This window comes from Xanthobacter lutulentifluminis, from assembly GCF_043194675.2.
Lineage (GTDB): Bacteria > Pseudomonadota > Alphaproteobacteria > Rhizobiales > Xanthobacteraceae > Xanthobacter.
On record NZ_CM195525.1, the window covers coordinates 2,799,944 to 2,825,996 of the forward strand.

Here is a 26,053-nt window from a genome sequence, read left to right on the forward strand (position 1 = left end):
GTGTTTTCCGTCCGCATCCAGCCGGGGCCGTTCGATGCGGCGGCGGAGACCGCGCGCCTCACCGAGGGGCGCACCGACGTGGGCGCGGTGGTGACCTTCACCGGCCTGTGCCGGGCCGATCCCGGCGCCGATGGGGCGACGCTCGGCGCGCTCACGCTCGAGCATTATCCCGGCATGGCCGAGGAGGAGATCGAGCGCCATGTGGAGGAAGCGCGCCGCCGCTGGCCGCTCCTCGGCGCGGTGGTGGTGCATCGCCACGGGCGCCTCGAGCCGGGCGAGCAGATCGTGCTGGTGGTGACGGCCTCGGCCCATCGCGCCGCCGCGTTCGAGGCCGCCGAATTCCTGATGGACTGGCTGAAGACCAGCGCTCCCTTCTGGAAGAAGGAGGAGCCGGCGGGCGCGTCCGCCGATGCCGGCTCCTGGGTGGAGGCGAAGGCCGCGGACGATGCCGCCGCCGACCGCTGGCGCGAGGGCTGACCGGGGCCGGTCTCCACCGGCGAAGCCGTCAGGCGAGGAACGCCCCGTGCGCCCAGCCCGACTTCTGCGCCACGCCCGCGCCGTCGAGCACGTTGACGAACAGCCAGTTTTCGTTCCGCTCCACCGGCTCCACCTGCGTTCCGTCGGCCAGCAGCTCGATCACTGCGAACTGCGTTCCCGGCCCCTGGCGCAGGTTGAGCCCGGTGGGCGAGCGCACGGTATAGGTGTTCGGCCCGTCGGCGGCGCGGCCGCCCTGCACCTGGCTGCGAAAGCGCGCCATGTCGAAGGCCGGTCCGGGGTCCCACTTGCGGCTCCGGGCGATGTCGTCATGCCCGAGGATGGTGTCGACCTTGTATTTCGCCACCAGCTCACGGGCGATCGCCACGGCCGTGGCCATCTGCTCGGCCGGGAACGGCTCCCAGCCGATGGGCGCATTGTAGGGCGGATTGGGATTGCCGTTCTTGTGGGTGGCGATGACCGGGTTGGCGACGGGCGCGTTCGCCGGCGTCATCCACGTGCCGCCCGGCCCCGGCCTCAGGTCGCCCCAGTTGGCAAGCTCGATGCCGAACGACTTGTTGTTGAAGGAGGTGAGCCCGCCCCACGACGACACGCCCGCATGATTGGCGGCGGTGTCGAAATCCACGCACTGGATCACCGTTCCGTCGCGGTCCACCACCACATGGGCGGAGGATCTGGCGCGGTTGGCGGGGTCCTGGAACCAGTAGGCGCTGGAGCGGGCCGACGCGCCAGAGGTGAAGTGCATGATGAGGATGCGCGGCACCGCGCCGAATGCGCCGCCCGTGCTGGCCGCTGGCGCGGCGATGCGCTCCACGGCGCGGCCGTCCTTCTCAAGCCGGTGGCGCGCATTGATCGAAAAGGCCATGGCTCCCTCCCCTCCGGCGGGGCCGGATGAAGGTGTATATCACAAATATGTACGCATAGGTTGTGCATGGAGCCGCCTTCAGCCGCACCGGGCAGGGCTTGCGGCGGGGTGCGCGGGACAGAACGCGCCAACCCCTTGCGTCGCGGCGGCGGGGGCGTCTATGAAACCATTAATCCCATCAGAAGAGCCGGCCAACGGTCATGCCTGGTGAGTGAGGCGCTTCATGGCATTCGACGTTTCGCTGGACGGCCGCTCCGCCCTTGTGACGGGCGCGTCCGGAGGGCTCGGCGCGTTCTTCGCGGAGCGGCTGGCGCAAGCCGGGGCGCGCGTCGCCGTGGCCGCCCGCCGGCGTGACGCCTGCGCCGACCTGTGCGCGCGGATCGAGGCGGCCGGCGGCACGGCGATCGCCCTTTCCCTCGACGTGACCGACGAGGCCTCCGCCCGCGCCGCCGTGGCCGAGACGGTGGCGGCCTTCGGCGGGCTGGACATCCTCGTCAACAATGCCGGCGTCACCGGCACCACGGCGCTGATCGACGAGACGGCGGAAGCCTGGGACCGCATCCTCGACACCAACCTGAAGGGCTCGTTCCTTATGGCCCAGGCGGCCGCGCGGGCCATGGTGGCGGGCGGGCAGGGCGGCAGCATCATCAATGTCGCCTCCATCCTCGGGCTGCGCGTGGCCGGGCAGGTGGCGGCCTATGCCGCCTCCAAGGCGGCGCTGGTGCAGCTCACCAAGTCCATGGCGCTCGAATGGGCGCGCCATTCCATCCGCGCCAACGCTTTGTGCCCGGGCTATGTGGAGACCGATCTCAACCGGGACTTCTTCGCCACCGACGCCGGCAAGGCGCTGGTGCGGCGCATCCCCTTCCGCCGGCTGGGCACGCTCGAGGATCTCGTGGGCCCGCTGCTGTTCCTGAGTTCCGAAGCCTCCCAGTACGTGACCGGGACGGCGGTGGTGGTCGACGGCGGCCACCTCGTCTCGTCCCTGTGACGCCCGCCCCGGGAGACGCTGTTTTGAACGAGGCGCAAGTTTGAACGCGGCGCGAGCGCCGAGGAGGAAAGTCATGCGACACAAGCTGTACCCGGACGCGAAAAGTGCCCTTGAGGGCGTCATCGCCGACGGCATGATGGTGATGGCCGGCGGGTTCGGCCTGTGCGGCATTCCCGAGAACCTGATCGACGCCATCCGCGATCTCGGCCCCAAGCAGCTGACCGTGGTCTCCAACAATTGCGGCGTCGATGATTTCGGCCTCGGCATCCTGCTCGCCAACGGCCAGATCAAGAAGATGATCTCGTCCTACGTGGGTGAGAACAAGCTGTTCGAGAAGCTCTATCTCGCCGGCGACCTGGAGCTGGAATTCAACCCGCAGGGCACGCTGGCCGAGCGCATCCGCGCCGGCGGCGCCGGCATCGCCGGCTTCTACACCAAGACCGGCTACGGCACGATCATCGCCGAGGGCAAGCCCACCCGCGAGTTCAACGGCCACAACTACGTGCTGGAGACCGGCCTCGTCGCCGACATCTCCATCATCAAGGCGTGGAAGGCCGACAAGGAAGGCAACCTCGTCTATCGCAAGACCGCCCGCAACTTCAATCCGATGATGGCCACCGCCGGCAAGCTGACGGTCGTCGAGGTGGAGGAGCTGGTGGAGATCGGCGAGCTCGATCCCGACCACATCCACACCCCCGGCATCTACGTGGACCGCATCGTCGTCTCCAAGGGCGCCGAGAAGCGGATCGAGAAGGTGACCACCCGCAAGCGCGAAGAGGTGAAGTGAGATGGCCTGGACTCGTGAGCAGATGGCGGCCCGCGCCGCCCAGCAGATCCGCGACGGCTTCTACGTCAACCTCGGCATCGGCATCCCCACCCTGGTCGCCAACGCGCTGCCCCCGGGCATGACCGTGAGCTTCCAGAGCGAGAACGGCATGCTCGGCATCGGCCCCTTCCCCTATGAGGGCGAGGAGGACCCGGACCTCATCAACGCCGGCAAGCAGACCGTGACCGAGGTGCCGGACACCGCCTATTTCTCCTCGTCCGACTCGTTCGCCATGATCCGCGGCGGCCACATGGACCTGTCCATCCTCGGCTCCATGCAGGTGTCTGAGCAGGGCGACATCGCCAACTGGATGGTGCCCGGCAAGATGGTGAAGGGCATGGGCGGCGCCATGGATCTGGTGGCCGGCGCCCGCGAGGTGATCGTGCTCATGGAGCACGTGGAGAAGTCCGGCGCGCCCAAGCTGGTGACGCGCTGCACGCTCCCCCTCACCGGCACGCAGGTGACCGACTTCGTCATCACCGACCTTGCCGTGTTCGAGTTCACCAAGCGCGGCGGCGCGCTGGTGCTGAAGGAGCTGGCGCCGGGCGTGACCCTCGACGAGGTGAAGGCCAAGACCGAGGCGAAGTTCGAGATCGGCCTCGCCTGATCCGGACAACGGGGCACGGTTCCGGAGTTGCAGGGGGCCCCTCCCTGCCGGACCGGTCGGCTGCAAGACACGCGGAGGCGCTCTGGCGCCTCCGCTTTCGTTTCGGGCACCCGGAGGCGCTCTGGCGCCTCCGTTTTCGTTTCAGGCAAGCGGGGGCGCCCTGGCGCCTCCGTTTTCGTTTCAGGCAAGCGGGGGCGCCCTGGCGCCTCTGTTTTCGTTTCAGGGATGCCTGTGCGCCCTGCGGCTCAGGCGGCGGCGCGCTGGGCGAGGTCGGGCAGGGCGAGGCTCACGTCGGCGGCGTCGAGGATGGCGCGCATGCCGTCGCCGCGCAGCACCTCGAATTCCACCTCGCGCTGGTGGGTGAGGGGATCGCGGGCGGTGAGCGGATCATCCACCCGGCCGGGGTGCACCATCACCAGCCCGCCCTCCGGCACGCCGGCGAGGAAGCGGGTGAGCAGCGTTCCGAAATCGTGGTCGGCCGAAAAGTCGTAGGCGCCGCCGAAGCCGGTGTTGGTGGCCAGGCCGCGCCGCGCCGCATCGCGTGCGAAGCCGGCCGAAAAGGCGCCGATCAGCCGCCCCTTCACATCGAGGCCGTTGAGGGCGCCGCGCGCGGGCGTCACGTCGCGCAGGAAGGCTCCGGGCGCGTGGCGGGCGGTGGCTGCGAGCACGGCGGCGCGCACCACCGGCAGCACATGCACGTGCTGGTGTCCGTCCACATGGTGCGGGGGATGGCCGAAGGCGTCGCGGAAGGCGACGAACTGCGCCTCCACCTCGGCCTCCACCGCGCGCGGATCGAGCCGGCGGGCCAGAGCCGAGAGGATCAGCCGGGACAGGGGCGGGAAGAAGCCCAGCGGGCCGGCGATGCCGGGCGTCAGCGGCGGGAATGTGCCGGTGAGGGTGACATGCAGGCCGATGCTGGCGCCGGTGCCCTCGGCGGCCTCGGTCAGGGCCTCCGCGTCGGCCGCGAGCCCGTCGAACACGGTCATCACCGAGGTGGCGTTGATGCGGCGGTCGGCGATCAGCGCGCGGATCGCCTGCGACACGCCGGGGGAGATGGCGTAGTCGTCGGCGCAGAGAATGACGTGCTTCACGGCTCGGCCCTCGATGCCAGCACGGTGGGATGGGACCCGCCGACCCCGTGGCCCGACATGGCGTGGCCGGACGGGGAGTGGCCGACGGCCTCGGCCGGCACGCGGTTCAGCACGTGGTCGGCCACGTAGTAGACCGGGCGCGCCTTGATCTCGGAGAGGATGCGCGCGATGTACTCGCCCAGCACCCCCATCACCAGCAGTTGCGAGCCGCCGATCACCATCAGGCCCACCACGATGGACGGGTAGCCCGGCAAGGGGATGCCCCAGAACAGCCGCTCCACCACGATCCAGCCGCCATAGAGCAGGGCGAGCCCGGCGAGCGTGGCGCCGAACAAGGCGGCGAGGCGCAGCGGCGCCGGGGAGAAGGAGGTCAGAGCCTCCATGGACAGGCCGAGCAGCCGCAGGAAATTGAACGAGGTGGAGCCGTGCGCGCGCGGCGCCGGCCGGTAGGGCACGGCGATCTGGCGGAAGCCGATCCAGCTGGACAGGCCCTTGAAGAAGCGGTTGCGCTCGGGCATCCGGCGCAGCGCGGCGGCGGCGCGCGGGGAGAGGATGCGGAAGTCGGCGGCATCCTCGGGGATGCGGGTGGCCGCGCCATAGTTCAGCAGCTTGTAGAAGATGCGCACGAACGCGCGGCGGCTCGCCGCCTCGTCGGAGCGGTCCTCCTTGACGGCGTAGGCGACGTCCCAGCCCTCGTCCTTCCACAGCCGGATGAAGGTGGGGATCATCTCGGGCGGGTGCTGGCCGTCGCCGTCCATGAACATCACGGCATCGCCGCGGGCGTGGTCGAGGCCGGCCATCAGCGCCGCCTCCTTGCCGAAGTTGCGCGAGAGCGCCACCACCTGGATGTCCACCCCCAGCACCGGCAGGCCGGCGGCCAGGGCGGCGCTGCCATCGCGGCTGCCGTCGTCCACATAGACGATCTCCACCTGGAGGCCGCGGGCGCGCGCCTCCTCCTCCGCCGCTCCGCTCAGGCGGGCATGGAAGGACGGGAGCCCCTCGGCTTCGTTGTAGAGCGGCACGACGATGCTGAGGTCGGGTATCATGGTACTTCCGCCGGGGCCACGCAAGGAATGCAAACTCATCTAGCCGCCTCCGCCCCGAAAGGGAGCAGAAATTTTTTCACGCCGCGCGGAACCCGGCAGCGGGTACCGCGTTTCCCCTCCAGCGCGATCATCCCCCCCATTGATCGTGCCATTGGCGCGGTCGCCTTCCCCCAAGGCGGCCGCGTCGTCGTTTCCGACCTCCGCATGCGCCCTGCGCCGGGCTCTGTCCCTGGGGAAAGATGCGCCGCGATTGCGCAGCATCAAGACATGAGACTTTGGGCGAGTTTAGGGTAAGGTCGCGTCGTCCAAACGGCCGAACGGGGGCCTTCCCAGATGATTCGCGACATTTTGGTCAATCTCGCCCAGGGGGCGGAGAAGGACCTCGCCTGCGATTTCGCGGCGAGCCTCGCCGCCGCCTTCGGTTCCCACCTCACCGGCCTGTCGGTGGCGTACGAGATCGACGTCCCGCCCTTCTACATGGGCGCCCTTCCCACCGACTTCATCGATGCCCAGGTGCTGGAGAACCAGGCCGCCGCCGAGAAGGCCGCCGCCCGCTTCGCCGGCACGGCGGGCGCCCTCGGCGTGACCCATGAGGTGCGCAACCTCTCCGCCTCGCTGGGCGTCGCCGCCAACACCTTCGCCGAGATGGCCCGCCTGTTCGACCTGACCGTGGTGGCCCAGCCCGATCCGGACCGCCCGGGCCCGGAGGAGGTGCTGGCCGAGACGGTGCTGATGGAATCCGGCCGCGCCGTGCTCATCGTGCCGTACGTGCAGAAGAAGCCGTTCGCCGCCGACCGCGCCGTGGTGGCCTGGGACGGCAGCCGTCCCGCCGCCCGCGCGCTGGCCGAGGCGCTGCCGCTGCTTCACCGCACCAAGCACGTGGAAGTGTTCCGCGTCGTCTCCGGCGAGGAGGAGGAAGACCTCGCGGGGCCGGAGGTGGTGCGCCATCTCGCCCGCCATGGCCTCTCCGCCCAGGTGCGCAAGCTGCCGGTGTCCTCCGGCGAGCCCATCGCCGCGGCCATCCTCAACGAAGTGTCCGACCAGGGCGCCGATTTCGTGGTGATGGGCGGCTATGGCCACTCCCGCCTGCGGGAGCTGGTGATGGGCGGCGTGACCCGCGAGATCCTCGCCACCATGACCGTGCCGGTGCTGATGGCCCACTGATCCGGCGGCCGGACCGCTCCGGCAGGCCCTGAAACGAGAAAGGGGAGAGCGAAGGCTCTCCCCTTTTGCGTTGGTCGCGTTGCTTTCGACCCGTCGGTTCTGGCCTCGTCGGTCTCGGCCCCGTCGGTCTTGGCCTTGCTCAGGCCGGGAGGGGCGAGGACGGCGCGGGCCAGGCGGCGCCGTCGCTCAGTCCTCGTAGTCCTCTTCCTCGTTCTTCTTCGAGCCGCCGAGCTTGGCGAACACGGTCTCCAGATCGAGGGACTCGCGGCCCTTGGCCGGCGGCTCGTCGTGCTCGTCCTGGGCGGTGGTGACGTCGGCCGGAAGCAGGGTCGCGCCGCGATCCTCATAGGCGGCGGGACGCTCCTTGGCGGCGCGCTGCACCTCGAGGTCGAGGTCGATCTGGCTGCACAGGCCCAGCGTCACCGGATCCATGGGCGAGAGCTGCGCCGAGTTCCAGTGGGTACGGTCCTTGATGGACTGGATGGTGGCCTTGGTGGTGCCCACTAGGCGGATGATCTGCGCGTCCTTCAGCTCGGCATGGTTGCGCAGCAGCCAGAGGATGGCGTTGGGACGGTCGTGGCGGCGCGACACCGGGGTGTAGCGCGGGCCGCGGCGCTTCTTCTGCTCGGGCAGGCGCACCTTGGACTCGAGCAGCTTGAGCCGGCGGTTGGGGTCCCGCTCGGCGAGGGTGATCTCGTCGCGCGAGAGCTGGCCGGTGGAGATGGGGTCGAGCCCCTTGATCCCCTGCGCCACCTCGCCGTCGGCGATGCCCTTCACCTCGAGGGGGTGAAGCTTGCAGAAGTCGCCGATCTGCTCGAAGGAGAGCGCCGTATTGTCCACGAGCCAGACGGCGGTGGCCTTGGGCATCAACGGTATGTTCGACATGACGGCCTCTTGCGGCTTTCTGGTCTGCGGCGCTCCGGGGCGCCGTTCGTGTGCGTTGGTTTCGGAATGCGGCTTCGCAAGGTCGCCCCTCCCCCAGGGGCGGACCGCGGTACTCGTCGCGATGTCCGGGATGCCCACAACATAAGCGCGCCGGCCGCAAGTTGCAAATGCCGCACGCGCGGGAACGCCCAAATGGCGCGGGAAATCATCGCTCTGCTTGACAGCGGGGGCGGGAGACCGCCAATTCGCCCCATGCCCTCGACCGAGCCTGCCATGGATGCTGCCCCCAAGGTCGCCACACCCAAGCCGCCCCTGCGCGTCCTCCTGTGCGCGCCGCGCGGCTTCTGCGCCGGCGTGGTGCGCGCCATCGACGCCGTCGAGCAGGCCCTGAAGCTCCATGGCGCGCCGGTCTACGTGCGGCACGAGATCGTCCACAACAAGTATGTGGTGGAGGACCTGAAGCGGAAGGGCGCCATCTTCGTGGAGGAGCTGGACGAGGTGCCGCAGACCGGCGCCCCGGTCATCTTCTCCGCGCATGGCGTGCCCAAATCCGTGCCCGAGGCCGCCGCCGGACGCAACCTGTTCGCCATCGACGCCACCTGCCCGCTGGTGACCAAGGTGCACCGCGAGGCGCAGGTGCACTTCAAGCGCGGCCGCCACATCCTGCTCATCGGCCACAAGGGGCATCCGGAGGTGGTGGGCACCATCGGCCAACTGCCGGACGGTGCCTTCACCCTGGTTGAGAGCGCCGAGGAGGCCCGCGCGGTGACCCCTCCGGACGCCGCCAGCCTCGCCTACGTGACGCAGACCACCCTCTCGCTGGACGACACCGCCGAGATCGTCGCCATCCTGCGCGGGCGCTTCCCGGCGCTGGTGGAGCCGCACAAGGAGGACATCTGCTACGCCACCACCAACCGCCAGGAGGCGGTGAAGGCCGTGGCGCCGCAGGTGGACGCCATGGTGGTGGTGGGCGCGCCCAACTCCTCCAATTCCCAGCGCCTGCGCGAGGCGGCGGAGCGCGCCGGCTGCGCCCGCTCCGTGCTGGTGCAGCGCGCCGCCGACATCGACTGGGCCCTGTTCGAAGGCATCGCGCGCCTCGGCGTCACCGCCGGCGCCTCAGCCCCCGAGGTGCTGGTGGAGGAGATCATCGACGCCTTCGCCGCCCGCTTCGAGGTGGCGGTGGAAACCGTGACCTCCACCGAGGAGGACGTGTTCTTCCCGCTGCCGCGCGTCCTGCGGCCCGACGCGGCGGAGTAGGCCGTGGCTGTCTATACGGATGTCGCGCCGGCTGAGCTGGAAGCCTTCCTCGCCGGCTACGACACGGGCACCCTCACCTCCTTCCACGGCATCGCGGAAGGGGTGGAGAATTCCAACTTCCTGGTCCAGACCACGAGCGGCAGCTACATCCTCACCCTTTATGAGAAGCGGGTGCGGCGGGAGGACCTGCCGTTCTTCATCGGCCTGATGCAGCATCTGGCGGCGCGCGGCCTGTCCTGCCCGCAGCCGGTGGCGCGGCGTTCGGGGGAGATGCTGTCGGAGCTCGCCGGGCGGCCTGCGGCCATGGTCACCTTCCTGCCCGGCGTCTCGGTGCGCCGGCCCACGGCCGAGCATTGCGCGGAGCTGGGGCGGGGCCTCGCCCGGCTGCACCTCGCCGGCGCGGATTTCCCCATGCGCCGGGCCAACAACCTGTCGGTCTCCGGCTGGCGGCCGCTGTTCGAGGCGGCGCACGGGCTGGCCGACACGGTGGCGCCGGGCCTCGCCTCGGCCATCGCCGCAGAGCTCGCCGCGCTGGAGGCCAGCTGGCCCGCCGGCCTGCCGGACGGTGTGATCCACGCCGACCTGTTCCCGGACAACGCCTTCTTTCTCGACGACCACCTCTCCGGCATCATCGACTTCTACTTCGCCTGCACCGATTTCCTCGCCTACGACGTGGCCATCTGCCTGAACGCGTGGTGCTTCGAGGCGGACGGCGCCTACAACGTCACCAAGGGGCGGGCGCTGCTCGCCGGCTATGAGGCGGTGCGGCCGCTGTCGGACATGGAGAAGGCGGCCCTGCCGCGGCTCGCGCGTGGCGCCGCCCTGCGCTTCCTGCTGACCCGGCTGGTGGACTGGCTGAACGTGCCCGAGGGCGCGCTGGTGAAGCCCAAGGACCCGCTGGAATATCTGAAGAAGCTGCGCTTCCATCAGGCGGTGGACGGCGCCAAGGACTACGGCCTCGCCGCATGAAGGACGTGGAGATCTTCACCGACGGGGCCTGCTCCGGAAATCCCGGCCCCGGCGGCTGGGGCGCGCTGCTGCGCTTCGGGCCGCACGAGAAGGAGCTCTCCGGCGGCGAGGCGCTCACCACCAACAACCGCATGGAGCTGATGGGCGCCATCTCTGCCCTTGAGGCGCTGAAGGAGCCGTGCACCGTGGATCTGCACACGGACAGCTCCTACCTCAAGGACGGCGTCACCAAGTGGGTGCACGGCTGGAAGCGCAACGGCTGGCGCACCGCCGACAAGAAGCCGGTGAAGAACCAGGACCTGTGGGAGCGGCTCGACGAGGCGCTGAAGCGCCACCAGATCCGCTGGCACTGGGTGAAGGGCCACGCCGGCCACGCCGAGAATGAACGCGCCGACGAGCTCGCCCGCGCCGGCATGGCCCCGTTCAAGCTGAAGGGCCGCATCGGCGGGTGAGCGGGACGGGTGAGACTGGGCGAGAGCGGGTGAGAGCCTGGGGGGCTTTCGTGCTAGTCTGCGCGCGGGAGCCTCTTCAATGTCGAACCGAGCCCGCGCCTACGTCCCCATGAGCCTCGCCGACTATTTCGCCTATCGCGGCGAGGAAGGCGTGCGCTACGAGCTGGTGGACGGGTTCCTCGTCCGGGCGATGACGGGGGCAAGCCGCAGGCACGATCGCATTGTCGTCAACGCGATCCTGGCGCTTGGTCAAAGCCTGAGGGGAAAATCCTGCGAGCCCTCCACGGCGGACATCGCCGTCGTGGTCCCCAACGGCAACGTGCGGCGTCCGGACGTGACGGTGGATTGCGGCGCGCGGGACGATGCGGCCCAGCAGGCCACGGACCCGCGCATGGTGGTGGAGGTGCTCTCGGCGTCCACGCGCGGCATCGACCTCGTGCGCAAGCTCGAGGAATACAAGTCCGTTCCCGGCCTCGCCTACATCCTGCTGGTCGAGCCGGAGCGGCCGCACGCCCTGCTGTGGCGGCGGGGAGCGGCGGGCTGGGCGCTGGAGGAGGTGCAGGGCCTCGACGGCGGCTTCGACCTGCCGGACATCGACGCCAGCCTCTCCATGGCCGCGCTTTACGAGCGGCTCTCCTTTCCCCCCGAGGGCGAGGCGACGGCGGCGGTCTGAGGCTTCCCACGGCACGCCCGGGCCATTAGGGTCCGGCCACCTGTTCGAGGGGCCGGCCCGATCTCATGTTCCGCAACATCCTTTCCGTCGGCGGGCTGACGCTCGTCTCCCGCCTCGCCGGCTTCATCCGCGACGTGGTGATGGCCGCAGTGCTGGGCGCGGGGCCGGTGGCGGATGCCTTCCTCGTGGCCTTCCGCCTGCCCAACCATTTCCGCGCCATCTTCGCGGAAGGCGCGTTCAACGCCGCCTTCGTGCCCACCTATGCCCGCCTGCGGGAGCAGGACGGGGTGCTCTCCGCCCGCGCCTTCGCCGACGAGATACTCACCGCCATGACGATCGTCCACGGCGTGCTCCTGGCGCTGGCTTTGGGCTTCACGCCGCAGTTCGTGGCGCTGTTGGCGCCCGGCCTTGCCGATGATCCCGAGCGGTTCGGCCTCGCGGTGACGCTGACGCGCATCACCTTTCCCTATCTGGCGCTGATCTCGGTGGCGACGCTGGTCTCCGGCGCGCTCAACGCCTCGGACCGCTTCGCCATGGCGGCTGCCGCGCCCATCCTCATGAACGTGTGCATGGTGGGCACTCTGCTCGGGGCGGCTTTGTTCCCCACCGCCGGCCATGCGGCGGCGTGGGGCGTGCTGATCTCCGGCGTGGCGCAGCTGGCGGCGGTGGGCATCGACGCCGAGCGCCACGGCATCGGCCTCCGGTTCGGCAAGCCGCGGCTCGATCCCGGCACCCGTCAGTTCCTGCGCGCGCTCGGCCCGGCCATCATCGGCTCGGCGGGAGTGCAGATCGCCCTGTTCGCCGACACCATCATCGCCACCTTCCTGCCGGCGGGCGCGCTCTCCGCGCTCTATTACGCCGACCGCATCAACCAGCTGCCCATCGGCGTGGTGGGGATCGCGGTGGGCACCGTGCTTTTGCCGGAGATGTCGCGCCGGCTCGCCGCCGCCGACGATGCCGGCGCCGCCCATTCGCAGGCCCGCGCCATCGAGCTTGCGACCCTGCTCGCCATCCCGTTCGTGGCGGCGGCGCTCTTGGTGCCGGACCTGACCATGCGGGCGCTGTTCGCCCGCGGCGCCTTCACCGTGGCGGACGCGGCCGAGGCGGCGGCGACCCTGCGCGCCTACGGCTTCGGCCTGCTCGCCTTCGTGGTGGTGCGCGCCTTCATCGCCCCGTTCCATGCCCGCGGCGACACCCGCACGCCCATGATCGCCTCGCTCACGGCGGTGGCCCTGAACGTGGCGCTGAAGTTCGCCCTCATGGGCAGCCTCGCCCAGGTGGGCCTCGCGCTTGCGACCGCGGTGGGCGGCTGGATCAATGTGAGCCTTCTGGTGCTGTTCGCGCTGCGGCGCGGCTTCCCGGTGGGTGACCGGGTGCTCGGCGGGCATCTGGCGCGGCTCGCCGTGGTGCTGGTCGTGGTGGGCGCGAGCCTTTACGGCACCCAGGCCCTCACCGCGCGGCTGCTGCCGGCCGGCATGCCGGCTCGCGAGGAAGTGATGCTGGCCTGCGTCGTCGTCGCGGGGGGATTGGTCTATTGCCTCTCGGTCGTGCTCCTTCTCGGGCGGGGCTTCATCGCCGGGGTGATGGGGCGCCGGGCGCCGCCGCTGCCGCAATGACACGCCCGGGCGGAAAATCGCCCGCGCGACCAATTGGGCCATTTTGCATCGCACCCGCCTTATGCTATCGGAACCGCCTCTTTCCGGTTTCGGCTCATCGGTTGCGGGAGGTGCCGAACCCTCTCCCCAAGTTTTCGCCGCGGACGTATTCCGCCTTGGAGCCGGATTCCCATGACGCCTGCCCCGCGCCTGTCCCTGCTTGTTTCCGCGCTCGCGCTGTCGCTCGCCGCCTGCGGCCAGCCCTCCGCCCAGCAGCAGGGTGCGCCGCCCCCGCCGCAGGTGACGGTGGCCACCCCCCAGACCCGCACCGTGACCGACACCGACGAATATGTCGGCCGCTTCGTCGCCATCGACGAGGTGAACGTGCGGGCCCGCGTGTCCGGCTATCTGGACAAGATCCACTTCACCGACGGCCAGACGGTGAAGGAAGGTGACCTGCTGTTCACCATCGACCAGCGGCCGTTCAAGATCGCGCTGGACCAGGCGCAGGCCAATCTGGCGCAGGCCCGCGCCAACCTCGACTTCACCAAGGCCGACCTCGAGCGCGCCCGCACCCTGCTGGAGGACCGCACCTCCAACGCCATCTCCAAGCAGACCTTCGACCAGCGCACCCAGGCCGAGCGGACCGCCGCCGCCGTGGTGCAGTCGCAGGAGGCGCAGGTGCGCTCGGCCCAGCTCGACCTCGACTTCACCCAGGTGAAGGCGCCGGTGACGGGCCAGATCGGCGACCGCCGGGTCTCGGTGGGCAACTACGTGACCGGCGGCACCGCGGGCTCGCCCACGCTGCTGGCTGTCATCGTCTCCACCGATCCGATCCGCTTCGAGTTCACCATCGACGAGGCCTCCCTGCTGCGCATCGAGCGCCGCAAGGGCGGGGCCGGCATCAAGGGCGACCCGGTCGCCCTGCGGCTCATCGACGACAAGGACTTCGCCCACGCCGGCAAGCTCGACTTCCTCAACAACGTGATCGACCGCGAGACCGGCACCATCCGCGGCCGCGCCGAGTTCGAGAACAAGAACGGCCTGTTCCGGCCGGGCATGTTCGGCCGCATCCGGGTGCAGTCGTCCGATCCGTATCCCACGCTGGTGGTGCCGGATGTCGCCATCGGCACCGAGCAGGTGAAGAAGTTCGTCTACGTGGTGGGGCCGGACAACAAGGTGGCGCAGAAGTTCGTCACCCTCGGCCCGCTCGTGGGCGACCTGCGGGTGATCCGCGACGGCATCACCGCCGAGGACAAGGTGGTGGTGAACGGACTGATGCGGGTGCGCCCCGGCGTTGTGGTCAATCCCCAGACCGCCGATGCCGCGCCCGCCGGAGCGCCTCCCGCCGCTGCCGCGAAGTGAGGAGGAGCAACCATGCGCTTTTCCCACTTCTTCATCGACCGGCCGATCTTCGCCTCCGTGGTGTCGGCCGTGGTCATCATCCTCGGCGCGGTGTCCTACACCCGCCTGCCCGTGGCCCAGTATCCCGAGATCGCCCCGCCGGTGATCACGGTGACCGGCCAGTACCCCGGCGCCTCGGCCGAGATCGTGGCCGAGACCGTGGTCGCGCCCATCGAGCAGCAGATCAACGGCGTGGAGCACATGCTCTACCTGTCGTCCAACTCGACGGCGGACGGCCGCTTCTCCATCTCGGTCACGTTCGACATCGGCACCAACCTCGACATCGCGCAGGTGCAGGTGCAGAACCGCGTCGCCATCGCCGAGCCGCGCCTTCCCGCCGAGGTGCAGCAGGTGGGCGTGGTGACGGCCAAGGCCTCGCCCGACCTGTTGCTGGTGGTCAGCCTCTATTCGCCCGACGGCTCGCGTGATCCGCTCTTCATCTCGAACTTCGCGAACATCGAGATCAAGGACGTGCTCTCGCGCATCGACGGCGTGGGCTCCATCACCGTGTTCGGCTCACGCGAGTACGCCATGCAGGTCTGGCTCGATCCGGACCGCCTGTCCCAGTTGAACCTGACCACCACCGACGTGGTGAACGCGCTGAAGGCGCAGAACGTGCAGGTGGCCTCGGGCGTGCTCAACCAGCCGCCGGTGCCGACCCAGCGCGCCTTCCAGATCGCGGTGCGGACCCTCGGCCGCCTGTCCGATCCCAAGGCGTTCGCCGACATCGTCATCAAGCAGACCGACCAGGCGCTGGTGCGCCTGAAGGACGTGGGCCGGGTGGAAATCTCGGCGCAGGACTACGCCTCGACCTCCTTCCTCGACCGCGACATCTCCATCAACCTCGGCATCTTCCAGCGGCCGGGCTCCAACGCGCTGGCCACCGGCAATGCCGTGGTCAAGGAGATGGAGCGCATCGGCAAGACGTTCCCGGCCGGGCTGAAGTACGCCATCTATTACAACCCCACCGAGTTCATCCAGCAGTCGGTGGATGCGGTGGTGCACACCATCGGCGAGGCCATCGTGCTGGTGGTGCTGGTGGTGATCCTGTTCCTGCAGACGTGGCGGGCGGCGATCATCCCCATCCTCGCCATCCCGATCTCGCTGATCGGCACGTTCTTCGTCATGGGGCTGTTCGGCTTCTCGCTGAACAACCTGTCCCTGTTCGGGCTGGTGCTGGCCATCGGCATCGTGGTGGATGACGCCATCGTCGTGGTGGAGAACGTGGAGCGCAACATCGAGGCCGGGCTCTCCCCGCGCGATGCCGCCTACAAGACCATGGACGAGGTGGGCGGGGCGCTGGTGGCCATCTCGCTGGTGCTGTCGTCGGTGTTTGTCCCCACCGCCTTCATCACCGGCCTGTCGGGCGAGTTCTACCGGCAGTTCGCCCTCACCATCGCCGGCTCGACGCTGATCTCGCTGCTGGTGTCGCTGACGCTCTCGCCCGCCATGTGCGCGCTGCTCCTGAAGCCGCACCGCGCCGCGCACGAGAAGCCGGCGTGGTACGCCCGGCCGTTCGCCGCCTTCTTCGGCGTCTTCAACCGCGGCTTCGAGGGGCTCGGCAACGGCTACGCCTGGATGACGGCGCGCCTCGTGCGCATCGTGGCGCTGATGCTGGTGGTGTATGCCGGCGTGGTCGCCTTCGGCGGCTACCTGTTCGTCACCACGCCGCAGGGCTTCATCCCGCAGCAGGACCGCGGCTATCTCATCGTCGTCGCCCAGCTGCCCCCCGGCGCCTCCATGCAGCGCACCGAGGAGGTGATGAAGACCGCCGGCAACCTCGTGCTCGGCACGCCCGGCGTCGGCCACATCGTCAACATCGCCGGCTTCTCCGGCGCCACCTTCACCAACGCGCCCAATGCCGGCGCCATGTTCGTGATCCTCTCGCCCTTCTCCGAGCGCGCGGACCATCCCGAGCAGAGCGCGGCTGCGTTGCAGAAGATCCTGCTGGGCAAGGTGTCCTCCATCCAGGAGGCGCAGATGATCGTGGTGCAGCCGCCGCCGGTGCAGGGCATCGGCAACGCCGGCGGTTTCCGCATGATGGTGGAGGACCGCTCCGGCGCCGGGGCGCTGGCCCTGCGCAACGCCACCTACGCCATGATGGGCGCGGCGGCGCAGACGCCGGGGCTGATGCAGGTGTTCACCCTGTTCGAGACCTCGACGCCCCAGCTGTTCCTCGACATCGACCGCCAGAAGGCGCAGCTGCTGCAGGTCAACATCGCCGACGTGTTCCAGGCGCTGCAGACCTATATCGGCTCGTCCTACGTGAACGACTTCAACCTGTTCGGCCGCACCTTCCGGGTGCAGGCGCAGGCGGATTCCCCGTTCCGGCTCGATCCCAAGGACGTGCTGTCCATCCGCGTGCGCTCGGCCACCGGGGTGACGGTGCCGCTCGGCTCCTTCACCACGGTGCAGGACATCTCCGGCCCCTACCGCGTTCCGCGCTACAACCTCTACCCGGCGGCCGAGCTCGACGGCTCGCCGGCGCCCGGCTTCTCCCAGGGCCAGGCCATGCAGCTCATGGAGGGGCTGGCGGCCAAGGTGCTGCCGCAGGGCTTCTCCTATGAATGGACGGCGCTCGCCTACCAGCAGCAGCGGGCCGGCAACACCGCCATCTTCGCCTTCGCGCTGGGCGTGGTGTTCGTGTTCCTGGTGCTGGCGGCGCAGTACGAGAGCCTGACCCTGCCGCTGGCGGTCATCCTCATCGTGCCCATGTGCCTCGTGGCGGCGCTGGTGGGCGTCATCTTCAGGGGGCAGGACAACAACATCCTGACCCAGGTGGGCTTCCTGGTGCTGATCGGCCTCGCGGCCAAGAACGCCATCCTGATCGTGGAGTTCGCCAAGCAGCTGCAGGATCAGGGCCATGGCCGCCGCGAGGCGGCGGTGGAGGCGGCGCGGCTGCGGCTGCGGCCCATCATCATGACCTCGCTCGCCTTCATCCTCGGCGTGGTGCCGCTGGTGTGGGCCACCGGCGCCGGCGCCGAGCTGCGGCAGGCGCTGGGCACCGCGGTGTTCTTCGGCATGATCGGCGTGACCCTGTTCGGCCTCGTGTTCACGCCGGTGTTCTACGTCTTCGCCCAGTGGATCGCCGGCCTCGCCGCGCGGCCAGACCCGAAGGGCGACAAGGACACGGGACACCACCCCGCCCCGGCGGAATAGCATCAAGGGTGGGGCGCCGGCCGCAACGGCGGCGCCCCACCCTGTCCTTGAGCGGCCCACGGGCCGCAACGGCGGCGCTCAGCCCTGCTCCCGAGCGGTCCGCCGGCACCCCGCTTCCTCCCGATCCGTCCGGCGCGCCCTTTTCGCCTTGCCGGGCGGCGCCCGGCCGCCTATCTCGGAAGACGTGTCCATTCCTCCGCACTATCCCGGCCTTGCCGAGAGGCAGCCCGTCTTCAACGTGCCCGGCGCCGTCGCGGCGCTGGCACTGGTGCTGGTGCTGATCCATGCGGCGCGGGTGCTGCTGCTGTCGGAAGACGCGGACGTGGAGGTGCTGACCTATTTCGCCTTCATTCCCGCCCGCTACACCCTGCCGGACACGCTGTTCTACCTGCCGGGCGGCTACGGGCCGAAGGTGTGGACCACCGTCACCTACGCCTTCCTGCATGCCAACTGGATGCACCTGATCGTCAACCTGGTGTGGCTCCTCGCGTTCGGCACGCCGGTGGCGCGGCGGTTCGGGCCGGCGCGCTTCTGGGCCTTCGTGCTGGTGACGGCGGCCGCGGGCGCGGGCGCGCACTACATCACCCATGCCGACGCGCTGGTGCCGCTGATCGGCGCCTCGGCGGCGGTCTCGGGCACCATGGCGGCGGCGGTGCGCTTCGCCTTCGGCCCGGGCGGCGCCCTTTCCGGCCAGCGCGGCATGTTCGCCGATCATCGCCCTGCCGACAGCCTCATCGAGAATTTCCGCGACGGGCGGGTGCTGATCTTCGTGGGCGCCTGGTTCGCGCTCAACCTGCTGTTCGCGCTCGGCGTTTCCATGCCCGGGGCGGACGGGGCGGAGATCGCCTGGCAGGCGCACGTGGGCGGCTTCCTCGCCGGGCTGCTGCTGTTCTCCCTGTTCGATCCGGTGCCGCGCCGGCGCCTCGCCTAAGGTGGCAGGCCGCCCGCCCTTGCGTCGCAGCGCGATGCGAGGGATCATCACTTTTCCGGGAATGATCCAGAGAAGACCGGCCTGAAGCTGAGCCGGTCCCTGAGCCTGTGAGAAGGGAGCGGACGCTTATGACTGTGAGCCTCATTCTGAGCCGGAAGGGCAGTGACATCCTTACCATCGGGCCGGAAGCGAGCGTTGGCGATGCCGTGAAGCTGCTCGCCGAGCATCGCATCGGCGCGATTGTGGTGGTGGACGAAACGCGAAGCGTGGAAGGCATCGTCTCGGAGCGCGACGTGGTGCGCCTGCTCGGGGAGCGAGGCGTCGACGTGCTCAACGAGAACCTCGGCAGCGTCATGACCCGCGCCGTGGTGACCTGCACCGCCGACGAGACCATCCCCGTCATCATGGAGCGCATGACGCGCGGCCGCTTCCGCCATGTGCCCGTGGTGGCCGGCGACAAGCTGGTGGGCATCATCTCCATCGGCGACGTGGTGAAGTTCCGCGTGGAGGAGATGGAGCGCGAGAGCGCCCAGCTGCGCGACTACATCATGTCGGCCTGAGGGCCGGCCTGTCGTCCGGGCGCCAGCGGCGCCCGAATGCCCGCGCGCCCGGCGCGTGCGGGGAGCGGGGCGATGCTGCCTTGGCAGCGCGGGGGCCGATGGTGGCGGCGCTTGATGGCGGCCCCTGACCTGACAGCCTGACGCCGGCGCACGACGCGGCTCGGCCGCCCCGGCAGGACGACATGGCGGAGGCAGGACGACATGGCGGACATGAAAACGGGGGAGGCCGCCCAGCGCCTCCCCCGTTCCGTTTCAGGACGTGCATCTCACAACGTGCATCGGTCGCGGGATGGCCCCGCGCCCCGGCGTCAGGCGCCGGGCTGGCGCACCACGCGCAGATAGGGCTTCACCGTGGTCCAGCCGTCCGGGAACTTGGCCTTCGCCGCGTCGTCGGAGAGGGAGGGGACGATGATGACGTCGTCGCCCTGCTTCCAGTCCACCGGGGTCGCCACCGAATGCTGCGCGGTGAGCTGCAGGCTGTCCACCACGCGCAGGATCTCCGCGAAGTTGCGGCCGGTGGAGGCGGGATAGGTCAGCGACAGCTTCAGCTTCTTGTCCGGGCCGATGACGAACACCGAGCGCACGGTGAGCGTGTCGTTCGCATTGGGGTGGATGAGGTCGTAGAGGTCCGACACCTTGCGGTCGGCATCGGCGATCAGCGGGAAATTGAGGGTGGCGCCGGTGGCGTCCTTGATGTCGCCCACCCAGGCCGGGTGGTTCTCGATGGTGTCCACCGACAGGCCGATCACCTTCACGCCGCGCTTGTCGAACTCGCCCTTCAGGTGCGCCACCTGGCCGAGCTCGGTGGTGCAGACCGGGGTGAAGTTCTTCGGGTGGGAGAACAGGATGCCCCAGCTGTCGCCGAGCCACTCATGGAACTTGATGGGGCCTTCGGTGGTCACCGCCTCGAAATCGGGAACCACGTCTCCAAGTCGCAGGGTCGTCATGGTCTGCTCCAATAAACATTCAAAAACTGTATATCTCAGCATTATACTACAATATCTATGCATTTGAAGCGAATTCACACGTCCCGGGGCCATTCCCGATGCCGGCCCGAAGTGATGCGCGTTCACTGGAAATCAGCCTTTGCAGGGTCAAGTGAGAGCAAGACCGCGTGAAGCGGTTACGATCCGGCCGCATCCCGGATCGCGCGTTCATCGCCCCTGCGGTGATCGGCGACATGACGATGGAGGATGGACCCTTGAAACGCATCCTGGCGGTTGCACTCGCAGCCTTCCTTCCCATCCAGAATGCCGGGCTCGCGGTGGCGTGCACGGCGGTGAACGTGGTCGCGGCGGACAAGACCGTGATCGCCGGACGCACCATGGAATGGGCGTTCGACATGCAGTGGACGCTCAAGAGCATCCCCAAGGGCACCACGCTGACGCTGACCGCCCCGGCGGACCTCGGCCTGCCCGAGAAGAAGGTGGCGACGCTTTATTCGGCCGTCGGCGTCAGCGCCGAGGTCATTCCCGGCGGCGCCATCATCGAGGGCCAGAATGCGGCCGGCCTCGGCGTGAGCGGCAATTTCCTGCCCGGCTTCACCACCTACCAGACGGTGACCAAGGCGGACACGTCCTACGTCTCCATCCTTGGCTTCGGCGCCTGGGCGCTCGGCATGCACGGCTCGGTGGCCGATGTCCGCGCCGCGCTGGAGAAAACGAAGGTCTGGGCCGATGCCTCGCTGCCGAGCGGGCCGACACCGCCCACCATCCACATGGTCTTCACCGACCGCTCGGGCGCCAGCATCATCGTGGAGTATGTGGGCGGCGTGCTGCAGATCCACGACAATGTGGCGAGCGTCCTCACCAACTCACCGCCCTACGACTGGCATCTCCTCAACCTGCGCAACTATCTCAACCTGACCACCATGGGCGTCACCGACCGCCGGTTCGGCACCGCCAACGTCACGGCCATCGGCCAGGGCGGGGGCGCCACCGGGCTGCCGGGGGATTTCACCCCGCCCTCGCGCTTCGTGCGGGCGGCCTTCATGCGCCATTCCATGGCCCAGCCGAAGGATGCCGCCGCGGCCTCCGCCGCCATCGGCCACATCCTCAATACGGTCGACATCCCGCTGGGCGTCGCCCAGAGCAAGGACGGGGACGCCGTCGTCTCGGACTACACCCAGTGGGTGGCCATCAAGGACCTCACCCACAACCGGCTGATGATCGCCGACTATGCCCACCGGACGACCTTCATCACCCTCGATCTCGATGCCATCTTCGCCCAGGACAAGCCGAGCGCGCGGCTGGTCACGGACCTGCCGTTCCCGGCGGCGGTGGACGGGACGTCGGCGCTGAAGAACTGAGCCGGCGGAGCGGCGCGCGGACCCCCGTGCCGGGCGCTGCGCGCCGCGCCCTCACACCACGGCGAGGCGCGCCACCTGGTGGCCCACCTCGAACACGCGCTTGTAGCGGGCGATCTCGTCGGCCGGTCCCATCGCCTTGGTGGGATTGTCGGAGAGCTTCACCGCCGTGCGCCCGTTGGCCGAGACCACCTTGCAGACGATGGAGATGGGGTCGAGCACGCCGTTGGGGGCGAGGCCGCGGAAATCGTTGGTGAGCAGCGTGCCCCAGCCGAAGCCGAGCCGCATGCGGCCGCGGAACGTGCGCAGGATGCGCGCCACCTCGGCCGCGTCCAGCGCATCGGAGAAGATGGCGAGCTTCTCCTTGGGGTCCTGCCCGCGCGCCTGCCACCAGAGGATGGCCTCCTCGCCGCCCTCGATGGGGTCCTTGCTGTCGATGCGGATGCCGGTCCAGCGCGCCACCCAGTCCGGCGCGCGCTGGAGGAAGCCGCTGGTGCCGTAGGTGTCGGGCAGGATGACGCGCAGGTTGCCGTCGTAATCCTCCTGCCAGTCGGCGAGCACCTGGTAGGGGGCCCAGGCCAGCTCCTCGTCGTTGCGGGCGAGGGCGGCGTACACCATGGGCAGCTCGTGGGCGTTGGTGCCGGTCGCCTCCACCTCGCGCCGCATGGCGATCAGGCAGTTGGAGGTGCCGAGGAAGCCCTCGCCCAGCCCCTCGATCAGCGCCTGCACGCACCAGTCCTGCCACAGGAAGCCATGGCGGCGGCGGGTGCCGAAATCGGCGATGTTGATGGGCGCGAGGGTCTTGAGGAACTCCACCTTCTCCCACACCCGCGCCATGGCGCGGGCGTAGAGGATCTGCAGCTCGAACTTGCCCATGTCCTTCAGCACGGCGCGCGAGCGCAGCTCGTTGATGATGGCGAGCGCCGGGATCTCCCACATGGTGGTCTCGACCCACGGCCCCTCGAACGTCAGCTCGTACTGCCCGTCCACCTTTTCCAGGTGGTAGTCGGGAAAGCGGAAGCCCTCGAGCCAGGCCACGTAGTCTGGCGAGAACATCTGCCTCTTGCCGTAGAACATGTTGCCGCGCAGCCAGGTGCTCTCGCCGCGGGTGAGCGAGAGCGAGCGCACGTGGTCCAGCTGCTCGCGCAGGGCGCCGATGTCGATGATGTCGGCGAGGCGGACGCGGGTGGAGCGGTTGTGGATGCCGAACGTGACCCGCGTGTCGCGGTGGCGGCGGAAGATCGTCTGCCCCATCAAGAGCTTGTAGAAGTCCGTGTCGAGCACGGACCGCACGATGGGGTCGATCTTCCAGGTGTGGTTGTAGACCCGCGTGGCGATGTCGGTCATTGGCGTCCGGCCCGTTGGGGGCAGCGCTTCCGGCGGGCGTCCGGGGACGCCGCCGGGAGGGCGGTCATACCACCTATAGCATGTCGGACCGCCGTGCGAAGGGGCGCGCCGGGCCGGGCGAGGGTGCCCCCGGCGCGGACGCCGAAGGGGGTGGGCGAGGCGTTCCGCCGGTCTCCACCGGCGGCAGGGCAGGTGCGGATGCGGCTAGGGGCAGCCCTTGCGGGCTTCCCAGGCCTTCACCTGCTCCACATAGCGCTGCTGCTCGGGCGTGAGCTTGCCGTAGGGCGGAAAGCAGCGCTCGCCGAAGGTGGCGATGGCGTCCTTGGTCTTGAAGCAATAGCCCTGCTCCGCATAGACCGCATTGCGCTGGTACCACAGCGCGCGGCAGGACAACTCGCCCAGCGCCTGCGCGCCGGCCGCCTGCGCGTGGACGAGGCCGCCCGCAACCACCACGCCGAACATGAGGCCGCGCGCGGCCGCTCCTGCGCTCATCCGCGCCTCCCCAGGGTCATCTGCGCGCAGGCTAGCACCCCCGCTCGCACACGCGAAAGGCGGGGCGCGCGCATCATTGTTTCTCCGTGGGCATCAATGTCGTTCCGTTTCTTCCCATAGAAGCGAAGGCGGACCGGGCGTATCCAATATCCAAAGTCTAATAACGCCCAAGGGAGAAATGCCATGGCCCGCATGCGCGCCGTCGACGCCGCTGTCCGCGTCCTTGAGAAAGAGGGCATCGCCTGCGCCTTCGGTGTCCCGGGCGCGGCCATCAATCCGCTCTACTCGGCCATGAAGGCGCGCGGCTCCATCCGCCACGTGCTGGCGCGCCACGTGGAGGGCGCCTCCCACATGGCCGAGGGCTACACCCGCGCGGTGGCCGGCAACATCGGCGTGTGCATCGGCACCTCCGGCCCCGCCGGCACCGACATGATCACCGGCCTCTACTCCGCCTCGGCCGACTCGATCCCGATCCTGTGCATCACCGGCCAGGCGCCGCGCGCCCGCCTCTACAAGGAAGATTTCCAGGCGGTCGACATCGAATCCATCGCCAAGCCGGTCACCAAGTGGGCGGTGACCGTGCGCGAGCCGGCGCTGGTCCCCATGGTGTTCCAGCAGGCGTTCCATGTCATGCGCTCCGGCCGCCCCGGCCCGGTGCTCATCGACCTGCCCATCGACGTGCAGATGGCGGAGATCGAGTTCGACGAGGACACCTACACCCCCCTGCCGGTCTACAAGCCCGCGGCCACCCGCGCGCAGATCGACAAGGCCATGGACATGATCCTGACCGCCGAGAAGCCGCTGATCGTGGCCGGCGGCGGCATCATCAATGCCGATGCCTCGCCGCTGCTGGTGGAGTTCGCGGAGCTGACCGGCATCCCGGTCATCCCCACCCTCATGGGCTGGGGCACGATCCCCGACGACCATCCGCTGATGGCCGGCATGTGCGGGCTCCAGACCTCGCACCGCTATGGCAACGCCAACATGCTGGCGTCCGACTTCGTGGTCGGCATCGGCAACCGCTGGGCCAACCGCCACACCGGGTCGGTGGACGTCTACACCCAGGGCCGCCGCTTCATTCATGTGGACATCGAGCCGACCCAGATCGGCCGCGTGTTCGGCCCGGATTTCGGCATCGTCTCCGATGCCAAGGCGGCGCTGGAGCTGTTCGTCGCCGCCGCGCAGGAGCTGAAGGCGGCCGGCAAGATGCCGGACTGGTCCGGCTGGGCGGCCGAATGCCTTGCCCGCAAGCAGACCATGCTGCGCAAGTCGCACTTCGACAACGTCCCGCTGAAGCCCCAGCGCGTCTACGAGGAGATGAACGAGGCGCTCGGTCGCGACACGGTCTATGTCTCCACCATCGGCCTGTCGCAGATCGCCGGCGCGCAGTTCCTGCACGTCTACAATCCGCGCCACTGGATCAATTGCGGGCAGGCCGGCCCGCTCGGCTGGACCCTGCCGGCGGCGCTCGGAGTGCGTGCCGCGCGGCCCGACGCGAAGATCGTCGCGCTCTCCGGCGACTATGACTTCCAGTTCCTCATCGAGGAGCTGGCGGTGGGCGCCCAGCACAAGCTGCCGTACATGCACGTGGTGGTGAACAACTCCTACCTCGGGCTGATCCGGCAGGCACAGCGCGGCTTCAACATGGACTTCGAGGTCTCCCTCTCGTTCGAGAACGTGAACTCGGAGGACATCGGCGCCTATGGCGTGGACCATGTGGCGGTGGCCGAGGGCCTCGGCTGCAAGGCCATTCGCGTGCGCACCCCCAACGAGTTCAAGGACGCCTTCGCCAAGGCCGAGGCGCTGATGGCCGAGCATCAGGTGCCGGTGGTGGTGGAGTTCATCCTGGAGCGCGTCACCAACATCGCCATGGGCGTGGAGATCAACGCCGTCAACGAGTTCGAGGAGGTGCTGGACCTCCCGCTCGATCAGGTCCGCGCCCTCGAGCCGGCGGAGTGAGGGCGCGCGCCCTCACCTTCAGGTCCACCCCCTGCCACGCTTCGGCGACGGGGCACTCATAACGATTTAAAAATGCCTGGATGCGCCGGCGTGGCCGGGGCATGACAGGAGCCGGCCGGGGGAGCGCGCTCGCCCCGGCCGCATCGGAACGGCACCCACGAAGGCTCAGCCGCGGAGAGACGCATGCCCAAGTTCGCCGCCAATCTCACCATGCTCTGGAACGAGATCGACTTCCTCGACCGGTTCGACAAGGCGGCCAGCGCCGGCTTCACGGGGGTCGAGTATCTCTTCCCCTATGCCTATGCGAGGGAGCAGCTGGCGGAGAAGCTCGCCACCCATAAGCTCGTGCAGGCGCTGCACAATCTCCCCGCCGGCGACTGGGCGGCGGGCGAGCGTGGCATCGCCTGCCTGCCGGGCCGCGAGGGCGAGTTCCAGGACAGCGTGGGCAAGGGCATCGAGTATGCGCAGGCGCTCGGCACCAAGGCCATCAACTGCCTCGCCGGCCTCACCCCGAAGGATGTCCCGGCCGAGAAGGTGCACGAGACGCTCATCAGGAACCTGAAGTTCGCCGCCGCCGAGCTGAAGAAGGTGGGCATTCCCTTCGTGGTGGAAGCCATCAATACACGGGACATCCCCGGCTTCCACCTCACCAGCACGAAGCAGACGCTGGCCATCCTCGACGAGGTGGGCGCGGACGACATCTTCTTCCAGTACGACATCTATCACATGCAGATCATGGAAGGGGATCTGACCCCCACGATCCGCGCCAACATCGCCCGCATCAAGCACATCCAGCTGGCCGACAATCCCGGCCGTGGCGAGCCGGGCACGGGGGAGATCAATTATCCCTTCCTGTTCAAGGCCATCGACGACACCGGCTACGACGGCTGGATCGGCTGCGAGTACAAGCCGAAGACCACCACCGACGACGGCCTCGGCTGGTTCGCCCCCTACAGGGGCTGAACGGTCCGCTCCCCTTC

Annotated in this window: 24 protein-coding genes; 17 read left to right on the top strand and 7 right to left on the bottom strand. The window is 69.1% G+C overall.

Translation table 11 applies throughout. The annotated features are described in order from the left end of the window. The gene (locus tag V5F49_RS12765) at window positions 1-477 is read left to right on the top strand and encodes a molybdenum cofactor biosynthesis protein MoaE (RefSeq protein ID WP_394115436.1); all 477 of its coding nucleotides are present in this window, start codon (window positions 1-3) and stop codon (window positions 475-477) included. Between the two features lie 28 nt (window positions 478-505). Here the strand turns inward: V5F49_RS12765 and V5F49_RS12770 are convergent, their stop codons facing one another. After that, window positions 506-1,360: an N-acetylmuramoyl-L-alanine amidase gene (locus tag V5F49_RS12770; RefSeq protein WP_394115435.1), complete on the bottom strand. Its 855-nt coding sequence runs from the start codon at window positions 1,358-1,360 to the stop codon at window positions 506-508. A gap of 223 nt (window positions 1,361-1,583) precedes the next feature. On the opposite strand from V5F49_RS12770, the gene V5F49_RS12775 reads away from it, so the two are divergent. The 3 genes from V5F49_RS12775 to V5F49_RS12785 all read left to right on the top strand — a co-directional run bounded on the left by V5F49_RS12775 (window position 1,584) and on the right by V5F49_RS12785 (window position 3,784). Next, window positions 1,584-2,351, top strand: coding sequence for a glucose 1-dehydrogenase (locus tag V5F49_RS12775; protein WP_394115434.1), 768 nt, complete (start codon window positions 1,584-1,586; stop codon window positions 2,349-2,351). A 73-nt stretch (window positions 2,352-2,424) separates the two neighbouring features. Next, window positions 2,425-3,138 (top strand): CoA transferase subunit A, encoded by a 714-nt coding sequence (locus V5F49_RS12780; RefSeq protein ID WP_394115433.1) that lies wholly within the window; start codon window positions 2,425-2,427, stop codon window positions 3,136-3,138. Between the two features lies 1 nt (window position 3,139). After that, entirely contained in the window at window positions 3,140-3,784 is a 645-nt protein-coding gene (locus V5F49_RS12785; protein ID WP_394115432.1) for a CoA transferase subunit B, read from the top strand. 245 nt (window positions 3,785-4,029) lie between these two features. On the opposite strand, the gene V5F49_RS12790 is transcribed toward V5F49_RS12785, so the two are convergent. Next, window positions 4,030-4,875 (bottom strand): ChbG/HpnK family deacetylase, encoded by an 846-nt coding sequence (locus tag V5F49_RS12790; protein ID WP_394115431.1) that lies wholly within the window; start codon window positions 4,873-4,875, stop codon window positions 4,030-4,032. Continuing rightward, window positions 4,872-5,921: a glycosyltransferase family 2 protein gene (locus V5F49_RS12795; RefSeq protein WP_394115430.1), complete on the bottom strand. Its 1,050-nt coding sequence runs from the start codon at window positions 5,919-5,921 to the stop codon at window positions 4,872-4,874. Before V5F49_RS12795 ends, V5F49_RS12790 begins: the two co-directional genes overlap by 4 nt. Window positions 5,922-6,254: 333 nt before the next feature. Here V5F49_RS12795 and V5F49_RS12800 point away from each other — a divergent pair, with 333 nt between their 5' ends. Next, window positions 6,255-7,085 carry a universal stress protein gene (locus tag V5F49_RS12800; RefSeq protein WP_394115429.1) on the top strand — a complete coding sequence of 277 codons (831 nt, stop codon included), beginning with the start codon at window positions 6,255-6,257 and terminating at the stop codon, window positions 7,083-7,085. Window positions 7,086-7,271: 186 nt separating this feature from the next. On the opposite strand, the gene V5F49_RS12805 is transcribed toward V5F49_RS12800, so the two are convergent. Then, window positions 7,272-7,970, bottom strand: a complete 699-nt coding sequence (locus V5F49_RS12805; protein WP_394115428.1) for a DUF1013 domain-containing protein — start codon at window positions 7,968-7,970, stop codon at window positions 7,272-7,274. 273 nt (window positions 7,971-8,243) lie between these two features. Here V5F49_RS12805 and ispH point away from each other — a divergent pair, with 273 nt between their 5' ends. The 9 genes from ispH (at window position 8,244) to V5F49_RS12850 (ending at window position 18,970) form a co-directional block, all read left to right on the top strand. Beyond that, window positions 8,244-9,227: a 4-hydroxy-3-methylbut-2-enyl diphosphate reductase gene (gene ispH, locus V5F49_RS12810; RefSeq protein WP_394115427.1), complete on the top strand. Its 984-nt coding sequence runs from the start codon at window positions 8,244-8,246 to the stop codon at window positions 9,225-9,227. 3 nt (window positions 9,228-9,230) lie between these two features. Next, window positions 9,231-10,196 carry a homoserine kinase gene (gene thrB / locus V5F49_RS12815; protein WP_394115426.1) on the top strand — a complete coding sequence of 322 codons (966 nt, stop codon included), beginning with the start codon at window positions 9,231-9,233 and terminating at the stop codon, window positions 10,194-10,196. Next, the gene (rnhA, locus tag V5F49_RS12820; RefSeq protein WP_394115425.1) at window positions 10,193-10,648 is read left to right on the top strand and encodes a ribonuclease HI; all 456 of its coding nucleotides are present in this window, start codon (window positions 10,193-10,195) and stop codon (window positions 10,646-10,648) included. Before thrB ends, rnhA begins: the two co-directional genes overlap by 4 nt. Window positions 10,649-10,727: 79 nt before the next feature. Then, complete coding sequence (locus V5F49_RS12825; protein WP_394115424.1) at window positions 10,728-11,321, top strand: Uma2 family endonuclease; 594 nt, start codon at window positions 10,728-10,730, stop codon at window positions 11,319-11,321. 65 nt (window positions 11,322-11,386) lie between these two features. Then, window positions 11,387-12,937 carry a murein biosynthesis integral membrane protein MurJ gene (murJ, locus tag V5F49_RS12830; protein ID WP_394115423.1) on the top strand — a complete coding sequence of 517 codons (1,551 nt, stop codon included), beginning with the start codon at window positions 11,387-11,389 and terminating at the stop codon, window positions 12,935-12,937. Window positions 12,938-13,108: 171 nt separating this feature from the next. Then, a complete protein-coding gene (locus V5F49_RS12835; RefSeq protein ID WP_394115422.1) occupies window positions 13,109-14,281 on the top strand; it encodes an efflux RND transporter periplasmic adaptor subunit in 1,173 nt (390 codons plus the stop codon). Between the two features lie 12 nt (window positions 14,282-14,293). Further along, the gene (locus tag V5F49_RS12840; protein ID WP_394115421.1) at window positions 14,294-17,479 is read left to right on the top strand and encodes an efflux RND transporter permease subunit; all 3,186 of its coding nucleotides are present in this window, start codon (window positions 14,294-14,296) and stop codon (window positions 17,477-17,479) included. A 184-nt stretch (window positions 17,480-17,663) separates the two neighbouring features. Next, complete coding sequence (locus V5F49_RS12845) at window positions 17,664-18,410, top strand: rhomboid family intramembrane serine protease (RefSeq protein ID WP_394115420.1); 747 nt, start codon at window positions 17,664-17,666, stop codon at window positions 18,408-18,410. A gap of 128 nt (window positions 18,411-18,538) precedes the next feature. Next, window positions 18,539-18,970, top strand: coding sequence for a CBS domain-containing protein (locus tag V5F49_RS12850; protein ID WP_394115419.1), 432 nt, complete (start codon window positions 18,539-18,541; stop codon window positions 18,968-18,970). Between the two features lie 308 nt (window positions 18,971-19,278). On the opposite strand, the gene V5F49_RS12855 is transcribed toward V5F49_RS12850, so the two are convergent. Next, entirely contained in the window at window positions 19,279-19,917 is a 639-nt protein-coding gene (locus V5F49_RS12855; RefSeq protein ID WP_394115418.1) for a peroxiredoxin, read from the bottom strand. A gap of 167 nt (window positions 19,918-20,084) precedes the next feature. Between V5F49_RS12855 and V5F49_RS12860 the strand changes: the two genes are divergently transcribed. Further along, window positions 20,085-21,278 carry a choloylglycine hydrolase family protein gene (locus V5F49_RS12860; RefSeq protein WP_394115417.1) on the top strand — a complete coding sequence of 398 codons (1,194 nt, stop codon included), beginning with the start codon at window positions 20,085-20,087 and terminating at the stop codon, window positions 21,276-21,278. 51 nt (window positions 21,279-21,329) lie between these two features. Here the strand turns inward: V5F49_RS12860 and pncB are convergent, their stop codons facing one another. Together pncB and V5F49_RS12870 are read right to left on the bottom strand one after the other, a co-directional pair. Continuing rightward, window positions 21,330-22,622, bottom strand: a complete 1,293-nt coding sequence (gene pncB, locus V5F49_RS12865) for a nicotinate phosphoribosyltransferase (protein ID WP_394115416.1) — start codon at window positions 22,620-22,622, stop codon at window positions 21,330-21,332. A 204-nt stretch (window positions 22,623-22,826) separates the two neighbouring features. Continuing rightward, window positions 22,827-23,114 carry a YARHG domain-containing protein gene (locus V5F49_RS12870; protein ID WP_394115415.1) on the bottom strand — a complete coding sequence of 96 codons (288 nt, stop codon included), beginning with the start codon at window positions 23,112-23,114 and terminating at the stop codon, window positions 22,827-22,829. Window positions 23,115-23,297: 183 nt separating this feature from the next. Here V5F49_RS12870 and gcl point away from each other — a divergent pair, with 183 nt between their 5' ends. Both gcl and hyi read left to right on the top strand, forming a co-directional pair. Beyond that, entirely contained in the window at window positions 23,298-25,073 is a 1,776-nt protein-coding gene (gene gcl, locus V5F49_RS12875) for a glyoxylate carboligase (RefSeq protein WP_394115414.1), read from the top strand. A gap of 183 nt (window positions 25,074-25,256) precedes the next feature. Continuing rightward, entirely contained in the window at window positions 25,257-26,036 is a 780-nt protein-coding gene (gene hyi / locus V5F49_RS12880) for a hydroxypyruvate isomerase (RefSeq protein ID WP_394115413.1), read from the top strand. Window positions 26,037-26,053 lie beyond the last annotated feature (17 nt).

What these genes read in the sequence shown, in the direction of transcription:
- ispH (WP_394115427.1), top strand. Translation starts at nt 8,244, where the DNA reads ATGGATGCTGCCCCCAAGGTCGCCACACCCAAGCCGCCCCTGCGCGTC.
- V5F49_RS12840 (WP_394115421.1), top strand. Translation starts at nt 14,294, where the DNA reads ATGCGCTTTTCCCACTTCTTCATCGACCGGCCGATCTTCGCCTCCGTG.
- V5F49_RS12835 (WP_394115422.1), top strand. Translation starts at nt 13,109, where the DNA reads ATGACGCCTGCCCCGCGCCTGTCCCTGCTTGTTTCCGCGCTCGCGCTG.
- V5F49_RS12870 (WP_394115415.1), bottom strand. Translation starts at nt 23,114, where the DNA reads ATGAGCGCAGGAGCGGCCGCGCGCGGCCTCATGTTCGGCGTGGTGGTT.
- rnhA (WP_394115425.1), top strand. Translation starts at nt 10,193, where the DNA reads ATGAAGGACGTGGAGATCTTCACCGACGGGGCCTGCTCCGGAAATCCC.
- gcl (WP_394115414.1), top strand. Translation starts at nt 23,298, where the DNA reads ATGGCCCGCATGCGCGCCGTCGACGCCGCTGTCCGCGTCCTTGAGAAA.
- V5F49_RS12805 (WP_394115428.1), bottom strand. Translation starts at nt 7,970, where the DNA reads ATGTCGAACATACCGTTGATGCCCAAGGCCACCGCCGTCTGGCTCGTG.
- V5F49_RS12800 (WP_394115429.1), top strand. Translation starts at nt 6,255, where the DNA reads ATGATTCGCGACATTTTGGTCAATCTCGCCCAGGGGGCGGAGAAGGAC.
- V5F49_RS12780 (WP_394115433.1), top strand. Translation starts at nt 2,425, where the DNA reads ATGCGACACAAGCTGTACCCGGACGCGAAAAGTGCCCTTGAGGGCGTC.
- pncB (WP_394115416.1), bottom strand. Translation starts at nt 22,622, where the DNA reads ATGACCGACATCGCCACGCGGGTCTACAACCACACCTGGAAGATCGAC.
- murJ (WP_394115423.1), top strand. Translation starts at nt 11,387, where the DNA reads ATGTTCCGCAACATCCTTTCCGTCGGCGGGCTGACGCTCGTCTCCCGC.
- V5F49_RS12855 (WP_394115418.1), bottom strand. Translation starts at nt 19,917, where the DNA reads ATGACGACCCTGCGACTTGGAGACGTGGTTCCCGATTTCGAGGCGGTG.
- V5F49_RS12770 (WP_394115435.1), bottom strand. Translation starts at nt 1,360, where the DNA reads ATGGCCTTTTCGATCAATGCGCGCCACCGGCTTGAGAAGGACGGCCGC.
- V5F49_RS12785 (WP_394115432.1), top strand. Translation starts at nt 3,140, where the DNA reads ATGGCCTGGACTCGTGAGCAGATGGCGGCCCGCGCCGCCCAGCAGATC.
- V5F49_RS12850 (WP_394115419.1), top strand. Translation starts at nt 18,539, where the DNA reads ATGACTGTGAGCCTCATTCTGAGCCGGAAGGGCAGTGACATCCTTACC.
- V5F49_RS12775 (WP_394115434.1), top strand. Translation starts at nt 1,584, where the DNA reads ATGGCATTCGACGTTTCGCTGGACGGCCGCTCCGCCCTTGTGACGGGC.
- V5F49_RS12825 (WP_394115424.1), top strand. Translation starts at nt 10,728, where the DNA reads ATGTCGAACCGAGCCCGCGCCTACGTCCCCATGAGCCTCGCCGACTAT.
- V5F49_RS12795 (WP_394115430.1), bottom strand. Translation starts at nt 5,921, where the DNA reads ATGATACCCGACCTCAGCATCGTCGTGCCGCTCTACAACGAAGCCGAG.
- hyi (WP_394115413.1), top strand. Translation starts at nt 25,257, where the DNA reads ATGCCCAAGTTCGCCGCCAATCTCACCATGCTCTGGAACGAGATCGAC.